This is a genomic window from Burkholderia sp. BCC1047 (assembly GCF_902833155.1).
Lineage (GTDB): Bacteria > Pseudomonadota > Gammaproteobacteria > Burkholderiales > Burkholderiaceae > Burkholderia > Burkholderia sola.
The window spans coordinates 120,520-137,350 of the sequence record NZ_CADFEH010000013.1 but is presented as its reverse complement, the minus strand read 5'-3'; the positions used below and the strand labels follow the sequence as shown (position 1 = coordinate 137,350).

The 16,831-nt window shown below is 68.2% G+C and carries 18 protein-coding genes; 6 read left to right on the top strand and 12 right to left on the bottom strand.

Annotated features, from left to right (window positions below; genetic code table 11):
* Positions 1 to 24 precede the first annotated feature (24 nt).
* Positions 25 to 210, bottom strand: coding sequence for a phosphate transporter (locus HWX55_RS15945; RefSeq protein WP_175976421.1), 186 nt, complete (start codon positions 208 to 210; stop codon positions 25 to 27).
* 254 nt (positions 211 to 464) lie between these two features.
* On the opposite strand from HWX55_RS15945, the gene HWX55_RS15940 reads away from it, so the two are divergent.
* Both HWX55_RS15940 and HWX55_RS15935 read left to right on the top strand, forming a co-directional pair.
* Complete coding sequence (locus tag HWX55_RS15940; protein WP_175976420.1) at positions 465 to 1,409, top strand: metallophosphoesterase; 945 nt, start codon at positions 465 to 467, stop codon at positions 1,407 to 1,409.
* A 19-nt stretch (positions 1,410 to 1,428) separates the two neighbouring features.
* Positions 1,429 to 1,770, top strand: a complete 342-nt coding sequence (locus HWX55_RS15935; RefSeq protein WP_175976419.1) for a cupredoxin family copper-binding protein — start codon at positions 1,429 to 1,431, stop codon at positions 1,768 to 1,770.
* A 140-nt stretch (positions 1,771 to 1,910) separates the two neighbouring features.
* On the opposite strand, the gene HWX55_RS15930 is transcribed toward HWX55_RS15935, so the two are convergent.
* Both HWX55_RS15930 and HWX55_RS15925 read right to left on the bottom strand, forming a co-directional pair.
* Positions 1,911 to 3,080 (bottom strand): alpha/beta hydrolase, encoded by a 1,170-nt coding sequence (locus HWX55_RS15930; RefSeq protein WP_175976418.1) that lies wholly within the window; start codon positions 3,078 to 3,080, stop codon positions 1,911 to 1,913.
* Between the two features lie 85 nt (positions 3,081 to 3,165).
* Entirely contained in the window at positions 3,166 to 3,876 is a 711-nt protein-coding gene (locus HWX55_RS15925) for an HAD-IA family hydrolase (protein WP_175976417.1), read from the bottom strand.
* 248 nt (positions 3,877 to 4,124) lie between these two features.
* Here HWX55_RS15925 and HWX55_RS15920 point away from each other — a divergent pair, with 248 nt between their 5' ends.
* Together HWX55_RS15920 and HWX55_RS15915 are read left to right on the top strand one after the other, a co-directional pair.
* The gene (locus HWX55_RS15920) at positions 4,125 to 4,433 is read left to right on the top strand and encodes a helix-turn-helix transcriptional regulator (RefSeq protein WP_050017453.1); all 309 of its coding nucleotides are present in this window, start codon (positions 4,125 to 4,127) and stop codon (positions 4,431 to 4,433) included.
* Positions 4,434 to 4,514: 81 nt separating this feature from the next.
* Positions 4,515 to 5,576, top strand: coding sequence for an alkene reductase (locus HWX55_RS15915; RefSeq protein ID WP_175976416.1), 1,062 nt, complete (start codon positions 4,515 to 4,517; stop codon positions 5,574 to 5,576).
* Positions 5,577 to 5,594: 18 nt separating this feature from the next.
* Here the strand turns inward: HWX55_RS15915 and HWX55_RS15910 are convergent, their stop codons facing one another.
* Positions 5,595 to 6,122, bottom strand: coding sequence for a GNAT family N-acetyltransferase (locus HWX55_RS15910; protein ID WP_175976415.1), 528 nt, complete (start codon positions 6,120 to 6,122; stop codon positions 5,595 to 5,597).
* 102 nt (positions 6,123 to 6,224) lie between these two features.
* Between HWX55_RS15910 and HWX55_RS15905 the strand changes: the two genes are divergently transcribed.
* Complete coding sequence (locus tag HWX55_RS15905) at positions 6,225 to 6,836, top strand: LysE family translocator (protein ID WP_050017450.1); 612 nt, start codon at positions 6,225 to 6,227, stop codon at positions 6,834 to 6,836.
* 20 nt (positions 6,837 to 6,856) lie between these two features.
* Here HWX55_RS15905 and HWX55_RS15900 read toward each other — a convergent pair whose 3' ends face one another.
* Complete coding sequence (locus tag HWX55_RS15900; RefSeq protein WP_175976414.1) at positions 6,857 to 7,777, bottom strand: phosphatidylinositol-specific phospholipase C; 921 nt, start codon at positions 7,775 to 7,777, stop codon at positions 6,857 to 6,859.
* 6 nt (positions 7,778 to 7,783) lie between these two features.
* On the opposite strand from HWX55_RS15900, the gene HWX55_RS15895 reads away from it, so the two are divergent.
* Positions 7,784 to 8,806, top strand: a complete 1,023-nt coding sequence (locus HWX55_RS15895) for a LacI family DNA-binding transcriptional regulator (protein WP_175976413.1) — start codon at positions 7,784 to 7,786, stop codon at positions 8,804 to 8,806.
* Between the two features lie 32 nt (positions 8,807 to 8,838).
* Here HWX55_RS15895 and HWX55_RS15890 read toward each other — a convergent pair whose 3' ends face one another.
* The 7 genes from HWX55_RS15890 to HWX55_RS15860 form a co-directional block, all read right to left on the bottom strand.
* Complete coding sequence (locus tag HWX55_RS15890; RefSeq protein ID WP_175976412.1) at positions 8,839 to 9,699, bottom strand: carbohydrate ABC transporter permease; 861 nt, start codon at positions 9,697 to 9,699, stop codon at positions 8,839 to 8,841.
* Complete coding sequence (locus HWX55_RS15885) at positions 9,696 to 10,565, bottom strand: sugar ABC transporter permease (RefSeq protein WP_175976411.1); 870 nt, start codon at positions 10,563 to 10,565, stop codon at positions 9,696 to 9,698. Before HWX55_RS15885 ends, HWX55_RS15890 begins: the two co-directional genes overlap by 4 nt.
* Before the next feature lie 40 nt (positions 10,566 to 10,605).
* Positions 10,606 to 11,844, bottom strand: coding sequence for an ABC transporter substrate-binding protein (locus tag HWX55_RS15880; RefSeq protein ID WP_175976410.1), 1,239 nt, complete (start codon positions 11,842 to 11,844; stop codon positions 10,606 to 10,608).
* Positions 11,845 to 12,146: 302 nt separating this feature from the next.
* Entirely contained in the window at positions 12,147 to 13,355 is a 1,209-nt protein-coding gene (locus HWX55_RS15875; protein WP_175976409.1) for a porin, read from the bottom strand.
* Between the two features lie 171 nt (positions 13,356 to 13,526).
* On the bottom strand, positions 13,527 to 14,465 hold the full coding sequence (locus tag HWX55_RS15870) for a helix-turn-helix domain-containing protein (protein WP_175976408.1): 939 nt from the start codon (positions 14,463 to 14,465) through the stop codon (positions 13,527 to 13,529).
* 70 nt (positions 14,466 to 14,535) lie between these two features.
* Complete coding sequence (locus tag HWX55_RS15865; protein ID WP_175976407.1) at positions 14,536 to 15,138, bottom strand: DUF3156 family protein; 603 nt, start codon at positions 15,136 to 15,138, stop codon at positions 14,536 to 14,538.
* Positions 15,135 to 16,637: an APC family permease gene (locus HWX55_RS15860; RefSeq protein WP_175976406.1), complete on the bottom strand. Its 1,503-nt coding sequence runs from the start codon at positions 16,635 to 16,637 to the stop codon at positions 15,135 to 15,137. The genes HWX55_RS15865 and HWX55_RS15860 overlap by 4 nt, the downstream gene beginning before the upstream one ends.
* Positions 16,638 to 16,831: the final 194 nt, after the last annotated feature.

Genomic DNA, 16,831 nt, shown 5'->3' with positions numbered 1-16,831 from the left:
GCCCGCTCGCAGCCGCGGGGCGAATCAGGACAGCCCGTGCAGTGCGAACGGCAGCGCCGAGCCTTCCTTGACAAAGCGTAGATCGACGCCGAGATGAGTGCCGGCATCGACGATGCCGCCGGCAATGATCGAAAAAAACAGCGCGAAGCTGGCGGTGCGCATGCGGTGACCGACCGCACCGCCCGTTTCCGTTGCCGCGAGGTTCGGCATGAAGGGCTCCGGAGAGGGTATTCGGAGTGGGAGGCTATCGGGCGGCCGTGACGCAAATGTGACGTGTCACTTACAGGACATTGACGGGTCATCCGGCGGGCGTCGCGCATCGCGCCGTCGGCCGCGCGCACGGGGATTCGATCTCGCCACGCGCGGGAATAAATCCGCCGCTTCGCCGGTATCGCATGCGAAGGCGCCGGCTTATTCCAGGACGATCCGGCCGTCCGGTTTCGTCACACGAATGCGAGGCTTACATGTCTTCATCGACTCCCACCTGCCCGTCGCGCCGCAAGGCCTTGCAATGCATGGCCTTCGGCGGCCTCGGCACGCTGTTTACGCTGTCGGGCGGCATCCTCACGCCGTTCGACCTCGCGCTCGCGCAGACCGGCGACGCGCGCCCGGCCAACGCGGGGCGACCGCTGTTCGTGCAGATCAGCGATACGCACATCGGCTTCAACAAGGACGCGAATCCCGACGTGTCGGCCACGCTGAAGCAGACGATCGATCTCGTCAACGGGATGCCTGCGCTGCCCGCACTGGCGATCCACACCGGCGACATCACGCATCTGTCCAAGCCCGAGGAATTCGACCACGCGTCGCAGTTGCTGTCCGCGCTAAGCGTGCCGGAACTGCACACGGTGCCCGGCGAGCACGACGTCACCGACGGTTCGGGCGCCGAATATTTCGGCCGGTTCGGCAAGGCGTCGGACAACCGCGGCTATTACAGCTTCGATCACGCGGGCGTGCACTTCATCGGGCTCGTCAACGTGATGCACTTCAAGCCGAACGGGCTCGGCAGCTTCGGCGACGAACAGCTCGCGTGGCTCGCGCAGGACCTGAAAGGCCGCTCGTCGAGCACGCCGATCGTCGTGTTCTCGCACATGCCGATGTGGACCATCTACGAACCGTGGGGCTGGGGCACCGGCGACGCGCCGCAGACGATGGCGCTGCTGCGCCGCTTCGGCTCGGTCACCGTGCTGAACGGGCACATCCATCAGATCGTGTCGAAGGTCGAGGGCAACGTGACGTTTCATACCGCCCGTTCGACCGCGTTCCCGCAGCCGACGGCCGGCAACGGGCCGGGCCCCGTGCCGCTCACGGTGCCGCACGACCGGCTGCCGTCGATGCTCGGCGTGACGACCGTCGAATTCGCCGGCCATCCGGTTGCGTCGTCGCTGCGCGATGCGACGCTCGCGTGACAAAAATAAGGAGACCGACATGATCCGCTTCAAGCCATCTCGAATCATCGCCGTGCTGATGCTGTTCGGCGCGGCTGCCGGTACGCCGCTGGCCGCGTTCGCGCAGGGCCCGAACGGCCCGCTCGTGACGATCCGCAATTTCATGTTCTCGCCGATGTCGACCACGATCAAGGCCGGCACGACGATCACGTGGAAGAACCTCGACGCGGAGCCGCACACCGTCGTCAACGACGCCGGCATCTTTCATTCGAAGGCGCTCGATCAGGACGAGACGTATTCGTTCCGCTTCGACAAGCCGGGCGTCTACAAGGTGTTCTGCGGGATTCATCCGTACATGAAGGAGACGATCACCGTCGAATGACGCGGCTCGCCACGCAACGCGCGGGCGAACGACGGGCGGCTGCCGCTTCCAATGACCGTCGCCCCTTCGCCCGCAATGCACACGATTCCTGCGTTTTCCGGTCGATCGACGTTCGTCGCGGGTGGGCCTTGCATGCAGGCTCACTGCCCCGCTGCGCGCAGGTCCGTTGCGGTGCCCGCAACGACCGGACACGACTGCGGCAACGCATGCCCGAACAGCACGGCCAGCCCGCAAGCGGACGCGAACATGCCGAGACCGTCATGCCCGACACCCGGCACTTCGACGACCTGCTGCGCGAGATCGTCCGGATGCCGCTTTTTCAGGTAATCGAAATACGCAAGCCCGCGCGCCAGCCGGTACGGCCCCTGCGCCATCGCCGCGCATGAACGGTCGATGAAATGCGTATAGGGATTCGTGTCGGCCTGCCCAAGTAGGTACACGACATGGCGCGCGACGTAGCGTGTTTCAAGATCGCGCACGTCCTGCGACGCAACGTACGGCGGCGCCGACTTCAGCCCGTACTTCCATTCGGTCGCGCGCGGGCAGACGCCGCCTGCCAGCACGTCGGCATTCGGTCGCGCGTCGTCGAAATACAGGTAGCTCGACGGATTCGCGACCACGTAGCGCACGGCAATGCCGGTACGCGCGAGCGCGTCCCCCTCGCGCCCTGCGACCGCATAACGCTGCAGCAACTGCGCGCCAGCAGAGTGACCAATCAAGACAACCGTCGACAACGACGGGTACAGGCCGCGGTCGGCGAAATGCGCGAGCAATGCGTCGAGCGCCGAGAAGGAGCTGATCGGACCCGGCTGGCGCGCGGGTTCGCCGCCCTTCCATCCTTCCTGCGTCCACGCGAGCGTCGATGCGGGTAGCGAAAACGCGCGCACGTCGGCGCGTGTCAGGAATTGCGGCGCGACGACCATCGTGCCCGCGCCGGCCGCACCGGCTTTTTCGACGACTGTGCGTCCCGATGCGTAGTACGCGTCGGCATTACGCAGCGTGCCGTGAATCACGATGAACACGCGCGCGACGTCGGGTGCGGCCCGGTCGAGCGGATGATCGGCGTAGACCGGCAGCATCGCGCTGCCCTGCGGCGTATCGACGGCCACGCGCTGGTCGGCCACGGCCTTGACCGGCGCTTCGAGACGTTCGCGCTGCGTGGGCGTGGTGGCTTCGGCCTGCAGCGCGCCGGCCAGCGTGCCGGCGGCGGCGCTGGCTACCGCGAGCGAAACGGCGTAAGACCGGGCGCGCGCGGCCGGCAGCGCACACGAGCGTCGGAGACTGGCAAACGCGACGGAAAGGACGGACATGGCGGCGGCTCGGGAGGCAGATATGACTTGAACGGCGATGGTCGCAGAATCCGTCGCGCGCCGCCGGCCCGTTGCGAACGACCGATCAGCCGGCCGGTTGCGCACCGCGTTCCGCGCCGACGCACCCTTCGCCCGAGCGACGCTGCATCTGCTGCACGATCGCGACCAGTTCGCCGATATGCGTCGGCACCGCGCGCTTGCCGACGCGCGCCCACGCGTCGAACGACGTCATCCCGCTCACCGCGCCGACGAACGGCACGCCGGCACGCTCGGCTGCCAGTGCGTCCACCGCGTGGTCGCCGACGTAGATTGCCGCGGCGGCAGGCAAGCCCAGCCGCGCGAGCGCCTGCACGAGCCCTTCCGGGTCCGGTTTGTGGCGCTGCACGTCTTCCCCGCCGATCAGCACGTCGACCAGCGATTGCAAGCCGTTGCGCGCGAGAATCGCGTCGATCCGGTAGCGAAACTTCGACGACACGATCGCGACGGCGAGCCCTCGCTCGCGCAACGCCGCGAGCAGCGGCGGCACTTCGGGATAGATGCGCGTGCCGGGCACCATGATCTCGTCGGCGCGCGCGACGAAGTGCCGCGCGAACGCATCGGCCCGCGCCGTTCCGGTTTCGCCCGTCAACGAGCGGAACATGTCCGGCAGCGGCAGCCCGATCACGGCGCCGATCTGCGCAGGCGTCGAGCGGGCGGCGCCGAGCTGATGCAACGCGTATTCGGTACACGCGACGATCGCGGCGGATGAATCCGCGAGCGTCAGGTCGAAATCGAATATGACGGCCCGGACAGACATGAAAGGACTCCGTGAACAAAGCGCGACGCCACGTATGTTACGCGTGCGGCGGTGTGAGATTGCCGACAAGACGAACTGAAATCGGCAGTTCCGTCGACAGCGCTCAGATCGCAGCGCATCCGACCCCGAGATTACGACTCCCTATCAACCCCATTGCCGGCAGTGCTTTCAAACATATCGTCAAAATACGATATAAGATTCGCCCATCGACGATACTCGTTTGCCCGATCGAAACACCCAGCTCTTCCATGCCGACCGAACTCGACATCGACGCGATCCTGAAAGCGCTCTCGAACCCCGTGCGCCGGGAGATCCTCGTCTGGCTGAAAACGCCCGGCGAGCATTTTCCGCAGCAGACGCTGCCGTACGAACACGGCGTCTGCGCGGGCCAGATCGACGCGCGCTGCGGGCTGTCGCAGTCGACCGTCTCCGCGCACCTCGCGACGCTGCAGCGCGCGGGGCTCGTGACGTCGACGCGGATCGGCCAGTGGGCGTTCTTTCGGCGCAACGAGGCCGTCATCGACGCATTTCACGACGCCCTGCGCCGCGAACTCTAGCCAACGGCCGAACCGGCCATCCGGGGCGCCGTCGCGCATGACGCGCAGGCTTCCCCGCTTTTCGTGAAGAGGTTATCTGCCATGCCCACGTTGTTCGATCCCGTTACGCTCGGCGACCTGACCCTGCCGAACCGCATCGTGATGGCGCCGCTCACCCGCTCCCGTGCGGGCGCGGCGCGCGTGCCGAATGCGCTGATGGCGCGCTACTACACCGAGCGCGCGTCGGCCGGCCTGATCATTACCGAAGCGACGTCGGTCACGCCGCAAGGCGTCGGCTATGCCGACACGCCGGGCATCTGGTCCGACGAGCAGGTCGAGGGCTGGAAGCAGATCACGCAGGCCGTGCACGCGGCCGGCGGGCGCATCGTGCTGCAACTGTGGCACGTCGGCCGGATCTCCGATCCGATGTTCCTGAACGGCGAGCTGCCGGCCGCACCGAGCGCGATCGCCGCGGGCGGCACCGTGAGCCTCGTGCGTCCGCCGCGTCCGTTCGTGACGCCGCGCGCACTCGAACTCGACGAAATTCCGGGCATCGTCGCCGCGTACCGCAAGGGCGCCGAGAACGCGAAGGCGGCGAGCTTCGACGGCGTGGAGATCCACGGCGCGAACGGCTACCTGCTCGACCAGTTCCTGCAGGACAGCACCAATCGCCGCACCGACGCATACGGCGGCCCGATCGAGCATCGCGCACGCCTGCTGCTCGAAGTGGTCGACGCGGCGATCGATGTGTGGGGCGCCGGCCGGGTCGGCGTGCACCTCGCCCCGCGCGGCGACGCGCACACGATGGGCGATTCCGATCCGGCGGCAACGTTCGGTTACGTCGCGCGCGAACTCGGCCGCCGCAAGATCGCGTTCATCTTCACGCGCGAATCGTATTCGGGCGACCAGTTGAGCCCGCGCCTGAAGGAAGCGTTCGGCGGCCCGCTGATCGCGAACGAGCAGTTCACGCTCGACACCGCGCAGGCCGCGCTCGCGAACGGCAGCGCCGACGCGATCGCCTGGGGCAAGCTGTTCATCGCGAACCCGGACCTGCCGCGCCGCCTCGAAATCGGCGCGCCGCTCAACCAGCCGGTGCCGGAGACGTTCTACGCGGAAGGCGAAACGGGCTACACCGACTACCCGGCGCTGAGCGACGCGGCCTGACGGTGGAACGGCGCGGGTTCAGGCGGGCACGTCCGCACGCATGAACACGCGCCGCGTTTCGTCGAGGCCGAGCGCGACGTGGTGCGCGCGGATCGCGCGCAGCGCGTCGTCGAGCGCCGCATCGTCGATGATCCGGAACCCGAGACGCACATAGTAAGGCGCATTCCACGGCGCATCGCGAAACGTCGACAGCACCACCTGCTCGACGTGCTCCCGCGCCGCGCGCGCGATCACCTGCTCGATGAGACGCGCACCGATCCGCTGCCCTGCGTGCGACGGCGCGACATCCAGTTCCTCCAGATACAGCCGCCGCGCATCGAGCAGCCGGTAGAACGCGAACCCCACGCACGTGCGTTGCGGATCGACCGCGACGTACGCGCGACCGTCATCGATCCGCTCGAGCACGGCGGCCGCATCGGTCGGCTCGGCATCGGCGATGTCGGCCATGCCGATTTCGCGAAACCGCTGCGCGGCGGCGACTTCCACGGCGGCCATCGCGGCCGCGTCTTCCCGCGTGGCGGGGCGAATCAGGATCGAGGCAGGCATGACGGCATTTCGGGCAGGCAGTCTGGAACGGCCGTCACTATAATCGAAACTTCATACGTATCGTTTCGAACGATTTCGAACGCCCGATCCACGAGGTCCGTCATGACGCTGTCCGCACTCGCCGTCTTCGCCTTCGCGCTACTCGTCACCGCCGGCACGCCCGGCCCGAGCGTCGCCGCGCTCGTCGCGCGCGTGCTGACGAACGGCGTGCGCGACGTGCTGCCGTTCCTCGCGGCCATGTGGCTCGGCGAGGCGCTGTGGCTCACGCTCGCGGTCGCGGGGCTGTCCGCGTTCGCGCACACGTTCGCGACCGGCCTGATCGTGCTGAAGCTGCTCGGCGTCGCGTACCTGCTGTTCCTCGCGTGGAAGATGTGGACCGCGCCGACCGGCACGGGCGCGGACGACCTGCCGCGCGGCCAGTCGCCGTGGCGCATGTTCGTCGCGGGGATGCTGGTCACGCTCGGTAATCCGAAAATCATGATCTTCTATCTCGCGCTGCTGCCGACCATCGTCGATCTTACGCACGTCGGCGTCGCCGCATGGGCCGAACTGGTCGGCACGATGCTCGCGGTATTGATCCTGGCCGACTGCTTCTGGTCGCTGCTCGCATCGCGCGCACGGGCCTTCCTGACATCGGCGCGTGCGAAGCGGATCGCCAACCGCACGAGCGCGACCGCGATGGCCGGTGCGGCGGTGGCGATCGCGACGCGGTAGTCCCGGCAACGCTCCACTCACTAGCAGCGAAACGCCTTGCGCCAGACGCCCTGCTCCGGCGTGTAGTCGTTGCATTCGATCAGCGCACGCACCAGCGCCCAGTCGTCGTCATCGCAGAAATCGAGCAGCATCGCGCCGTACGGGCCGGGCTGCTCGCGCAAGCGCTCGGCGAGCCGCGCATGAATGCCCTGCACGCGGCCATCGCCGTGTGCGACCACCGACGGATTCGCGCCCATCCCCGTTCCGCTGCAGAAATTGAGCGCCCAGCGGCCGCTGTCCGGCAGCGGCAGATGCGTCAGCAGCGCGTCGATCGCGCGCCACTTCCACGCGATCGACGCGGCCACCGGCACGCGATACTCGTCCTGGATCACGAACGCGCCGTCCGGATGATCGATCGTAAACGTCGCGTTGTCGGGCCACGCGGTCAGATCGATGCCGAGCGGCCGGCCGCTGCGGAAACGCCGCAACAGCACGATCGCGCCGCGCACGTCGCCGAGTGCGGGCAGCGTGCCGCCGGCATGCCAGCGCAGCCGCGGGTGCCGCGCGCGATGCGCGTCGAACGTTGCATCGAAACCGCGCGTGCACGCATGCGCCGGCCACTCGTCCTTCACCGACATCACGATGCATTCGCGCGGATGCGCATCGAGAAAGCGCGTGCAGCTTGCCAGCACGTCGTCGAACGTCATGCCGAGCGCGATGCCGCCGTGATGGATGTCGAACGCATCGCGCACGTGCCGGCAGCGGATGTCGAGCAGCCGCACGCCATGCGCGAGCTGCGCATCGAGCGGCGCACGCTGCGTGCGCACCAGCGAATCGTCGACCGTATACGCACAGGTGTCATGGCTGCCCGGTAGGGTCAGCGTATGCAGTGGCCGCGCGTCGTCGAGCGCGGACATCCAGTCGGCAGGCGGCATGCACGTATCGTGGCGCGAAGGGATCATGAATCGATGAATGACAAGGAAAGAAAACCGTGGGTCACGGCGTCGGATGTCGCGGCGCGGGCCGGCGTCTCGCGCTCGGCAGTGTCGCGCGCGTTCTCGCCGACGGCAAGCATCGCGCCGCAAACGCGCGAACGCGTGATGGTCGCCGCGCGTGCGCTGGGCTACCAGGTCAACCTGATCGCGCGCGACATGATCACGCAGCGCAGCAGCATGATCGGCGTCGTCACGGCCGGCTTCGAGAACCCGTTCCGCGCGCGGCTGCTGTCGGACCTGATGGCCGCGCTCGGGCAGCGCGCGCTCACGCCGCTCGTGACCAATGCGGAAGATCCGCGCCAGATCCGGCAATCGCTCGAACGACTGCTCAGCTACCGGATCGCGGGGCTCGTGATGACGTCCGCATCGCCGCCGCTGTCGGTCGCGCAGCAGTATCTCGAACACCGGATTCCGGTCGTGATGATCAACCGCGAAGCGAACCTGCCGGGCGCGGATGTGGTCGTCAGCGACAACGCGGCGGGCGCCACCCACGCCGCGCAGCGGCTCATGCAGGCCGGCGCGCGCCGCCTCGCGTTCGTCGGGCCGCGCGGCACGAGCTACAGCGCGCGGTCGCGCGCCGCGGCGTTCGAGCAGGCGATCGGGCCACGCGACGCGTTCGACGCGACGCTCGTATGCGTGCTCGACACGCCGTCCGACACCCACGCCTGCGGAATCGACGCCGCGCGGCAACTGTTCGCGACCGGCGAGCGGCCCGACGGCGTGTTCTGCTCGTCCGACCTGCTTGCGCTCGGCGTGATCGACGTCGCGCGCCGCGAATTCGGCTTGCGCGTGCCGGACGACCTGCGCGTGATCGGCTTCGACGATATCCCCGCCGCCGAATACGATGCGTATCGGCTGACGACGCTGCGGCAGGACACACGCGGCCTCGCGCACGCGGCGATCGACCTGCTCGCCGACCGGATGCAGACGTTCGACGGCCCGTCGCGCACGCGCGTCGTGCCGGTCGCGCAGGTGGTGCGAAACAGTTGCGCGTGACGACGTAGGACGGGGCGCGGCCAAGCCGCGCGTCACTTCAACCCGCCCGCGAACCCGCGCAACAGGTAGCGCTGCACATAACCGGCCACGGCCAGCGTCGGCAGCGACGCCATCAGCCCCGCGCTCATCAGGTCGCCCCAGTCGATGCCGTTCTCCGTCACATAGCCGGCAATCGCGAGCGGCAGCGTGAAGCGGCTCGGCGTCGACACGAACAGCAGCGCGATCAGGAATTCGTTCCACGCCGCAATGAACACGAAGATCGCGGTCGCGATCAGCCCCGGCGCGCACAGCGGCAGCACGATCTGCACGAGCCGCCGTGCGAGCCCCGCGCCGTCGATGCACGCCGCTTCCTCGTATTCGATCGGCACGTCGCGCACGAACGCGAGCAGCATCCAGATCGCCATCGGCAATGCGTAGATCTGGTACGCGAGCATCAGGCCGAGCGTCGAATCGAGCAGATGCAGCCGCTTCGCGAGCGCGAACAGCGGCACCGCGATCGTGATCGGCGGCATCAGCTTCAACGCCAGCACGAGCATCAGGAACAGCAGGTCGAGCCGCGCCGGAAACCGTAGCCGTACGAGCGCATACGCGGCCGGAAACGCGAGCACCAGCGCGAGCAGCGTCGTGCCGAAGCCGACCAGCAGCGAATTGAACAGCGGCGCGCCGATGCCGTTCGACCACACCGACGCAAAATGCGCGAAGGTCGGCGCGGCCGGCCAGATCCGCAACGGATGATCGAGACGTTCGAGCGTCGGCATGAAGGCCGCGCCCGCCATCCACAGGCACGGCAGCAGCAACAGCACGAGCGCGACGACGCGCAGCGCCCATGGCATCGCGTGACCGAATGCAGCACTCGATCGTGTGCGCGGGATGCCCGCCGATCGCGTCGTCATGCGCGCCGCTTGCGAACCGTCTGCCATACGTACCCCGAGACCAGCAGCGCGGACGCCGCGAGCATCAGCACCGACGCGGCACTCGCCGGCCCGACGTTGAAGAAGCGGAAGCCCGTGTCGTAGATATAGGTCGACAGCGTCTGCGTCGCATTGCCGGGGCCGCCGCCCGTCAGCGCATAGACCTTGTCGAACAGCTTGAACGTGTCGATCGAGCGCAACAGCAGCGCGAGGCCGATCTGCGGCGCCGCGAGCGGCAGCGTGACGTCGCGCAGGCACTGCCACTCGCTCGCACCGTCGGTGCGTGCGGCTTCGTACAGTTCCTGCGGGATCGACTGCAGCCCGGCCAGCACGATCAGGAACGCCATCGGCGTCCACTGCCATACGTCGACGAGCGCGAGCGACCACAGCGCGAGATGCGGATCGGACAGCCAGCGCACGCCTTCGATGCCGAACGCCGCGAGCAGCGCGTTCAGGAAGCCGTCGAAGTTCAGCCAGTTGCGCCAGATCGCCGAGCACACGAGCGTGGACAGCATCATCGGCAGGATCGCGAGCGGCAACGCGATGCGCCGGCCCGGAAACGCGCGCACGAACAGCAGCGCGAGGCCGAAGCCGAGCGCGACTTCGGCGAGCGACGCGACGATCGTGAAGCGCAGCGTGTTGCCGAAGCCGGCGGTAAATGCGTCGTCGCCGAGCACCGTGCGATAGTTCGCGAGCCCCGCGAACGCGCGGCGGCCGGCCGAGTAATCGACCCGGCAGAACGAGTCGATCAGCACCTGCGCGACCGGATACAGCGCGAGCGCGGCGAGCACCAGCAACGCGGGCCCGAGCAGCGCGACGAACGGCAGGCTGCGACCGAACGCTTTCATCCGCGGCCTCCGGTCGTCGGGTCGACGTTGACGCGCGCGGTCACTTGCCGGCCGCGGCCGTCGCCTGCGCGATCTTCTGCTGCGCCTGGCGCAGCGCGGCGTCGGGCGTGGCCTGCCCCGTCAGCGCCAGCTGCAACTGGTCGCCGAGAATGCTCTCGACCTGCTGCCAGTCCGTCACGCGCGGCCGCGCACGGCCGGCCTCGAGCGCCTTCAGTTGATCGGGATACCAGCGGTACTGGTGCACCAGCGCCGGATCGTTGAACACGCTGCGGCGGGTCGGCGGAATGCCGATGCCGGCGAGGCGCGTCTGCGTATCGCGTGCGGTCAGGTAAGCGAGGAAGTCCTGCGCGAGCTTCGCGTGCGGCGCGTCCTTCGGAATGCCCATCTGCCAGATGCCGAGCATCGGGGCCGGGCCCGCGGTCTGCCCCGGCGGCGGCTGCAGCGCGATCTGCCCGACCACGCGCGACTGCTTCGCGTCGTCGAGCGCCGGCACCCACGCGGGCCATACCTCGATCGACTGCGCGGCCGTGCCGCGTTGCAGCGCGTCGCGCACTTCGGCCGCGCCGTACACGTCGACGTCCTTCGGCGCGAACGCCTTCAGCGCGAGGAACGTCTTCAGCGCGGCCTGCGCTTCGCGCGAATCGATCGTCACGTTGCCGGCACGGTCGAACACGTCGCCGCCGTATGCCCACAGGATCGGCAGGAAGCCCGTGACCACCGGGTTGCCCTTCGTGCCGCGGAACACGACGCCCGACACGCTCTTGTCCGCGCCGCCGACGGTCTGGGCGATCTTCAGCACGTCGTCCCAGTTGCGCGGCGGCTGCAGCTTGTACTTCGCGAGCAGGTCCTTGCGATACGCGAACATCTCGACGTTGCCGACGATCGGCAGCGCGTACAGCGCGCCGGCCGCGTTGCGGCCGAGCGCGACGGCGGACGGTACGAGATCGGCATCGGCGAGCGATGCGGGCAGCGGCTTCAGCCAGCCGTTGCCGATGAATTCGGGCGCCCACGTATCGTCCATCATCACGAGGTCGTACGCGCCGGTGCCTTCGCGCATCGACAGCTTCAGTTTCTGGTACAGGTTCGCGTTCGGCAGCTTGAGCAGCTCGATCTCGGTGCCCGGATGCAGCTTGGTGAAGCCGGCGACGGCGTCGGCGAGCCCCTTGCCGTAGATGTCGTCGCGGCCTGCGATGACGAGATCCGCCGCGAAAGCGTGCGTGGCGGCGAAGGACAGCGCAACGGCGGCGGACAGCGCGCGCAGGCGGCTCAGCAAGGTCATGTGGTCTCTCTCGATCGGCGTATGGAGCGGAACGGTCATGCGTTGCACACGTGTGCAACGCCGGCGACACGTCGGGTCGCGTGAAGCGTCGCCATTGTTCACGCAGACCGTGAAGGTATTGTGGCAACGCGCAAAGCCGGGCGACCTGACGCGCGCGTTCCGTCAATCCGGGTCCATTCAGTCAAGCATACGGACGGCTTTTTTCAAGCATCGCTTTCCAGCAATCGACCGGCGCCGGGCCATGCGCGTGAGGGTCGCGCGGCGGCACGCAACCAACGTGCCGCCGCCAGCCGCATTCAACATCAAAAGTTCACACGAATCCCCCCCATCACCGCCAGTTGCCGGCTCGAATTGCTGTTCGCGAGCACCGGAATCTGCGCATAGTTCGCCGCGTTGCCCGCCGCGTCGGTGCCGAGCCCGGTGCCGCTCGCGATCTGGCCGATCGCAACCGCATACAGCGCGGTGCGCTTCGACAGGCTGTAGTTCGTGCCGACGTTCAGCTGGTGGAAGCGCGTCGTGCCGCGCCCGTCCGTGTGCGCGGCGTTGAAGATGTACGCGACGCCGCCTTGCAGCGCCGGTGTGAACATGTACGTGACGTTCAGCTCGCCGACGTCGAACGTGAACGCCTGCGTGCGCGGCTGCGCGGCGGTCGAGAAATAGCGGCTGTCGCCGAGGCGCGTGTGCGTGTAGGTCAGCGCAACCGTCGCCGCGCCGAACGTGACCGACCCGCCCGCGCCGAACGCGCGCATCGAGCCCGCATCCTGCAGCAGGCAGTACATCGCGCCCGGGTTGCTGCACGCGAAATCGCCGATATAGCCGCTCGCGCCGCCGAGCGCCGCGTCGAGCGGCTGATGCAGATCGAGGTAGCCGATCGAGAACGCCACCGGCGCACGCGTGTACGTCGCGGCCACCGCATAGCCGCGCTTCGCGGAAAAATCGCCGGCCTGCCCGCCGAAGCTGAACGTGCCGCCGAACGTCAGCCCGTTGAAATCGGCGCTGGTGAACTTCACCGCGTTGTTGAAGTTGAATGCGGCATTCAGGTTGTCGACGTCGCCGAGATGCGAGCCGTACGGCGTCGCCCAGTTGTTGCTCGACACATACGCGCCAAGCATGTCGGTGTACGAGTCGTATTGCCGGCCGAGGCCGAGCGTGCCGATCGAATCCTGGCGCAGCCCGACCCATGCCTGCCGGCTGAACGCCGCGCCGCCTTGCAGCGCCTGCCCGTTCGCGGACAGAAACTGCTGCTCGAGCGAGAACACCGCGCTGAGCCCGCCGCCGAGCGGCTCGGCGCCCTGGAAGCCGAAGCGCGACGGCACGAGGTTGCCGCCGCCCATCTGCCATGCATGGCCGCCGCCCGTGCTGCCGTCGGCGCGCGTGAACTGCTGGTTCGTCGAATAGATAATGCCGGTGTCCACGGTGCCGTACAGCGTCACGCTGCCGGAGGTTTGCGCATGTGCGTGCATGCAACCCAGCATGGCCGCGGCTGCGGTCAGTCGTCGTCCGTTCTTCATGTCCCGCCCCTCAATGGTCATCGATTCGCAGTGCAAACCGATGGTGTTGTCGATATGGGTGGCAGGACTTTATCCAGCGAAAATTCCGGACCTCTATCCCAAATCAGCAAATGGTGATGGGGACGGGCAATACACGACGGCGCCCGGCGGCGGCGCCACGGCGGGAAGGCGTCATTCGGGACGCAAGGTTTGCGACGGCAACTCGCCGAACAGGTCGCGATACTCGCGCGCGAAATAGCCGAGATGCGTGAACCCCCAGCTCGCGGCGGCTTCGCCGACGCCGAGCTGCTGCACCGGCGTCGTGCGCAGCAGGCGACGCACCGCGTTCAGCCGGATCGTACGCAGGTAGCCGACCGGCGTGACGTCGGCCACGCGCTGGAAGCTCGTTTGCAGCGTGCGGCGGCTGCAGCGCAGCGCACGGCACAGTTCGAGCACGGTGACGGGTTCCTCGGGCCGCTCGCGCAGATGCTTCTCGCAGCGGCTCACGATATCGCTATAGGTGGCGTGCGTGATGTCGGGGCGCTCGACGCCGATACCGTGTTCCAGCGCATCGAGGAACATGCCGAGCATCGCGTCGCGAAACATCTTGCGGGTCGCCGCATATTCGAGGCAGCCCGGGTTGCGCTGCGCATCGTCGATCAGCGCCGACAGCCGCACGCCGAGCGCGACGCCCTGCGCGTCGGACAGCCGCGTCACGTGCCGCAGCCTGCGCGCGGCGGCCGCGCCGAATTCGGCTTCGCACAGCTCGTCGATCATGTCGGACGCCGCGCTGATCCCGACGAGCCCCATCCCTTCCGGCGTGTGGAACTCGAAATCCTCGCCGGCCCGCAGCGCAAGCAGCGCATAGCCGTCGACGGGCTGGCCCTGGAACGTACCCGCGAGCGGCACGGACAACGGCACCGCGAGCGACGTGCGCCCGACCGGCGCGAGCCCGGTTTGCGCGACGCGGCGGTTGGTCGTCTCGCGGAAGAAGTGGAAATCGTCGTACAGCACCTGCGTGACGGTGCCCTTGAAGCGGCCCGGCGTCATCTGACGGTAGACCTGATGCCAGCCCGCGATCGCGAGCCCGTGATCGTGCACGTCTTCGTGTGAGCGGGACTGGAACAGCATCGGCGTCTCCGGTAAAACCCTGGGGTGCTCGATGCGGCCGCCGGGTTCGCGCGGCACGCATCGCCACAGCTTACCCTCGCAAAATCCTGCGTAGTGCGGTTTCGAATGCAAGACAGGCCGCCGACAGCGCGGCGGCCTGCGCGTCGATCAGCCTGACGTAACGGCGAAACGACGGCATCCGGTTCACGACCTCGCTGCCGCCGAACGGCACGATCGCGAGCGTCCAGCGGCCGTCGCGTGCGTCGATCGCGCAGTCGGTGAAGTGCAGCGGCCGCAGCGCGTCGGCCAGCGACGGCTCGGCAAGCAGCGCGGCCAGCGTGTCGATGAATACGGGGTCGCATCCGGACATGGACGCGGCATCGATGCCCGTGCAGCGCAACCAGCCGGTCTGCCGCACGCGCGCGCCGCCGCGCGCGGCCGGGCCGTTGGCGGCCGTCGTCACCGTCACGCTGACCGTATGCATCAGGAACTGGCGCTCGACGCGCTCGTCGATGCTGACGCGCACGCCGTTCGGCAGCCGCGCCGTGACGCAGCCGACTCCACCACCATCGGCACCACCGGCATCGCGCACGGCCCGCAGATCGGCGAGCACGCGCGCGGCGATCGCGCCGGGCCGATGGCCGGGCGGCAGCGCATCGGGCGCCGCGCGCCACCGGGCGAGCGCGGCCCTCACGATGCGACGTGCTCGTTGCGCAGCACGTCCTCGACCGGCACCGGCCTGAACGGATGCCGGCGCTGCACGACGAGCGTCCAGAACAGCGCATACAGCGCGGTGAGCCCCAGCATCGCGCCGAACGGCACGTAGATGTCGCGCGGATTCATGCCGGGCGGCGTGATGTACCAGATCGCGAGCAGGATGCCGACGCTCGACACGATCTGCGGCAGCGGGAACAGCGGCGAACGGTACGGCCGCGGCAAGTCCGGGCGGCGGATGCGCAGCATCACGACCGACGCGGTGACGAGCAGGTACGCGGTGCCCCATGCGCAGGTCGCGGCGAGCACGAGATGCAGGATGCTGTCGAGATTGCCGTTGATCAGCCACGCATGGAAGATCGGCACGATCGCCGACGCGACGATGCCGACCACCGGCGTCTTGAAGCGCGGATGCAGGTACGCGAAGCAGCGCGGCAGCGCGCCGTCGATCGCCATCCCGTACAGGATGCGCGGCAGCCCGGCCATCAGCGTGTTGATCGTCGCGGCGCCCGCGCACAGGAACGCGATGCCGAACCAGATCCGCCCGAACGGCCCGAGCACCTGCAGCGCGAACGCGGGAATCGCGCCCGGCGTGTCGAGCAGATGCGTGAGGCCGTCGGGGCTCACCGGCACGTTCGGGACCTGCCGACGGATCGCCGCGCCGTACAGGAACATGCAGATCGCGACGCCGACGAGGCCGAGCGCCATCGCGCGCGGGATCGTGCGGCCCGGCGCCTTCATTTCCGGCGCAAGCGGCGTGACGAACTCGCAGCCGACGAACATGAACATCGCCATCCCGACCAGCGACAGCACGGCCGGGATCGACGTGCCGACTTCCGACCCGCCGAACCAGCCGTCGAGATGCACGGCCGGCGCGGCCGCGAGCCCGAGGATCCCGAAGATCATCAGCGACAGCCACATGCCGGCCGTCAGCACGATCTCGAGCTTGCTGAACACCTTGATGCCGATGATGTTGGTGATCGCGAACGTGACCACGAGGCCGACGCCGACGAGCCACGAACTGTTGTGCTTCTCGAACGCGGCGTTCAGCGACTCGAAGTTCACGAGCGCCATGATGCCGCTCAGGATCGTCTCCGCGGTGCCGGCGAACACGTGCACGAGGAAATACGCGGAAATCGTGCCGGTGATCGCCCAGAAGCGGCCGAGCCCGCACGACAGGTAATCGTAAACCGAGCCGGCCGTCGGCAGCATCGCGGCGGCTTCGGAGAACGTGGTGGCCTGCGCCTGCATCATCACGAACGCGATGATCATCGCGACCGCGAACGCCCAGCCGCCCATCCCGAAGCCCGACGTCGCGGTGAGGATCACCGGGCTCGCCATGATGAGCCCGACCGCGCTCGCCAGCGCGGTCGGGAAACCGACCGCACCGGCCTTCAATGCGGCGCCGCCGCCTGCTTCAGCCGACGCACCGGCGGGCGTATCGCCCGCGGCGCCGGTCATTCCCGACCATCCCGACATCGTTGTCTCCTTCGTGGGTTGGCCCGAACCGGTGCTTCGTCGGCGGCCGGGGCCAGATGCTGTGCGGTCGGCCCCGGGCGGTGCTTCAGCGCGTCGATTCCCGGGGCCCCTCGTCGATCACGGCGTGATCCGATGTCGAAAAAATACGCAGGCAAAATAATCCGGTCATAGCGCAAATCGGCAAACCCGCGCTG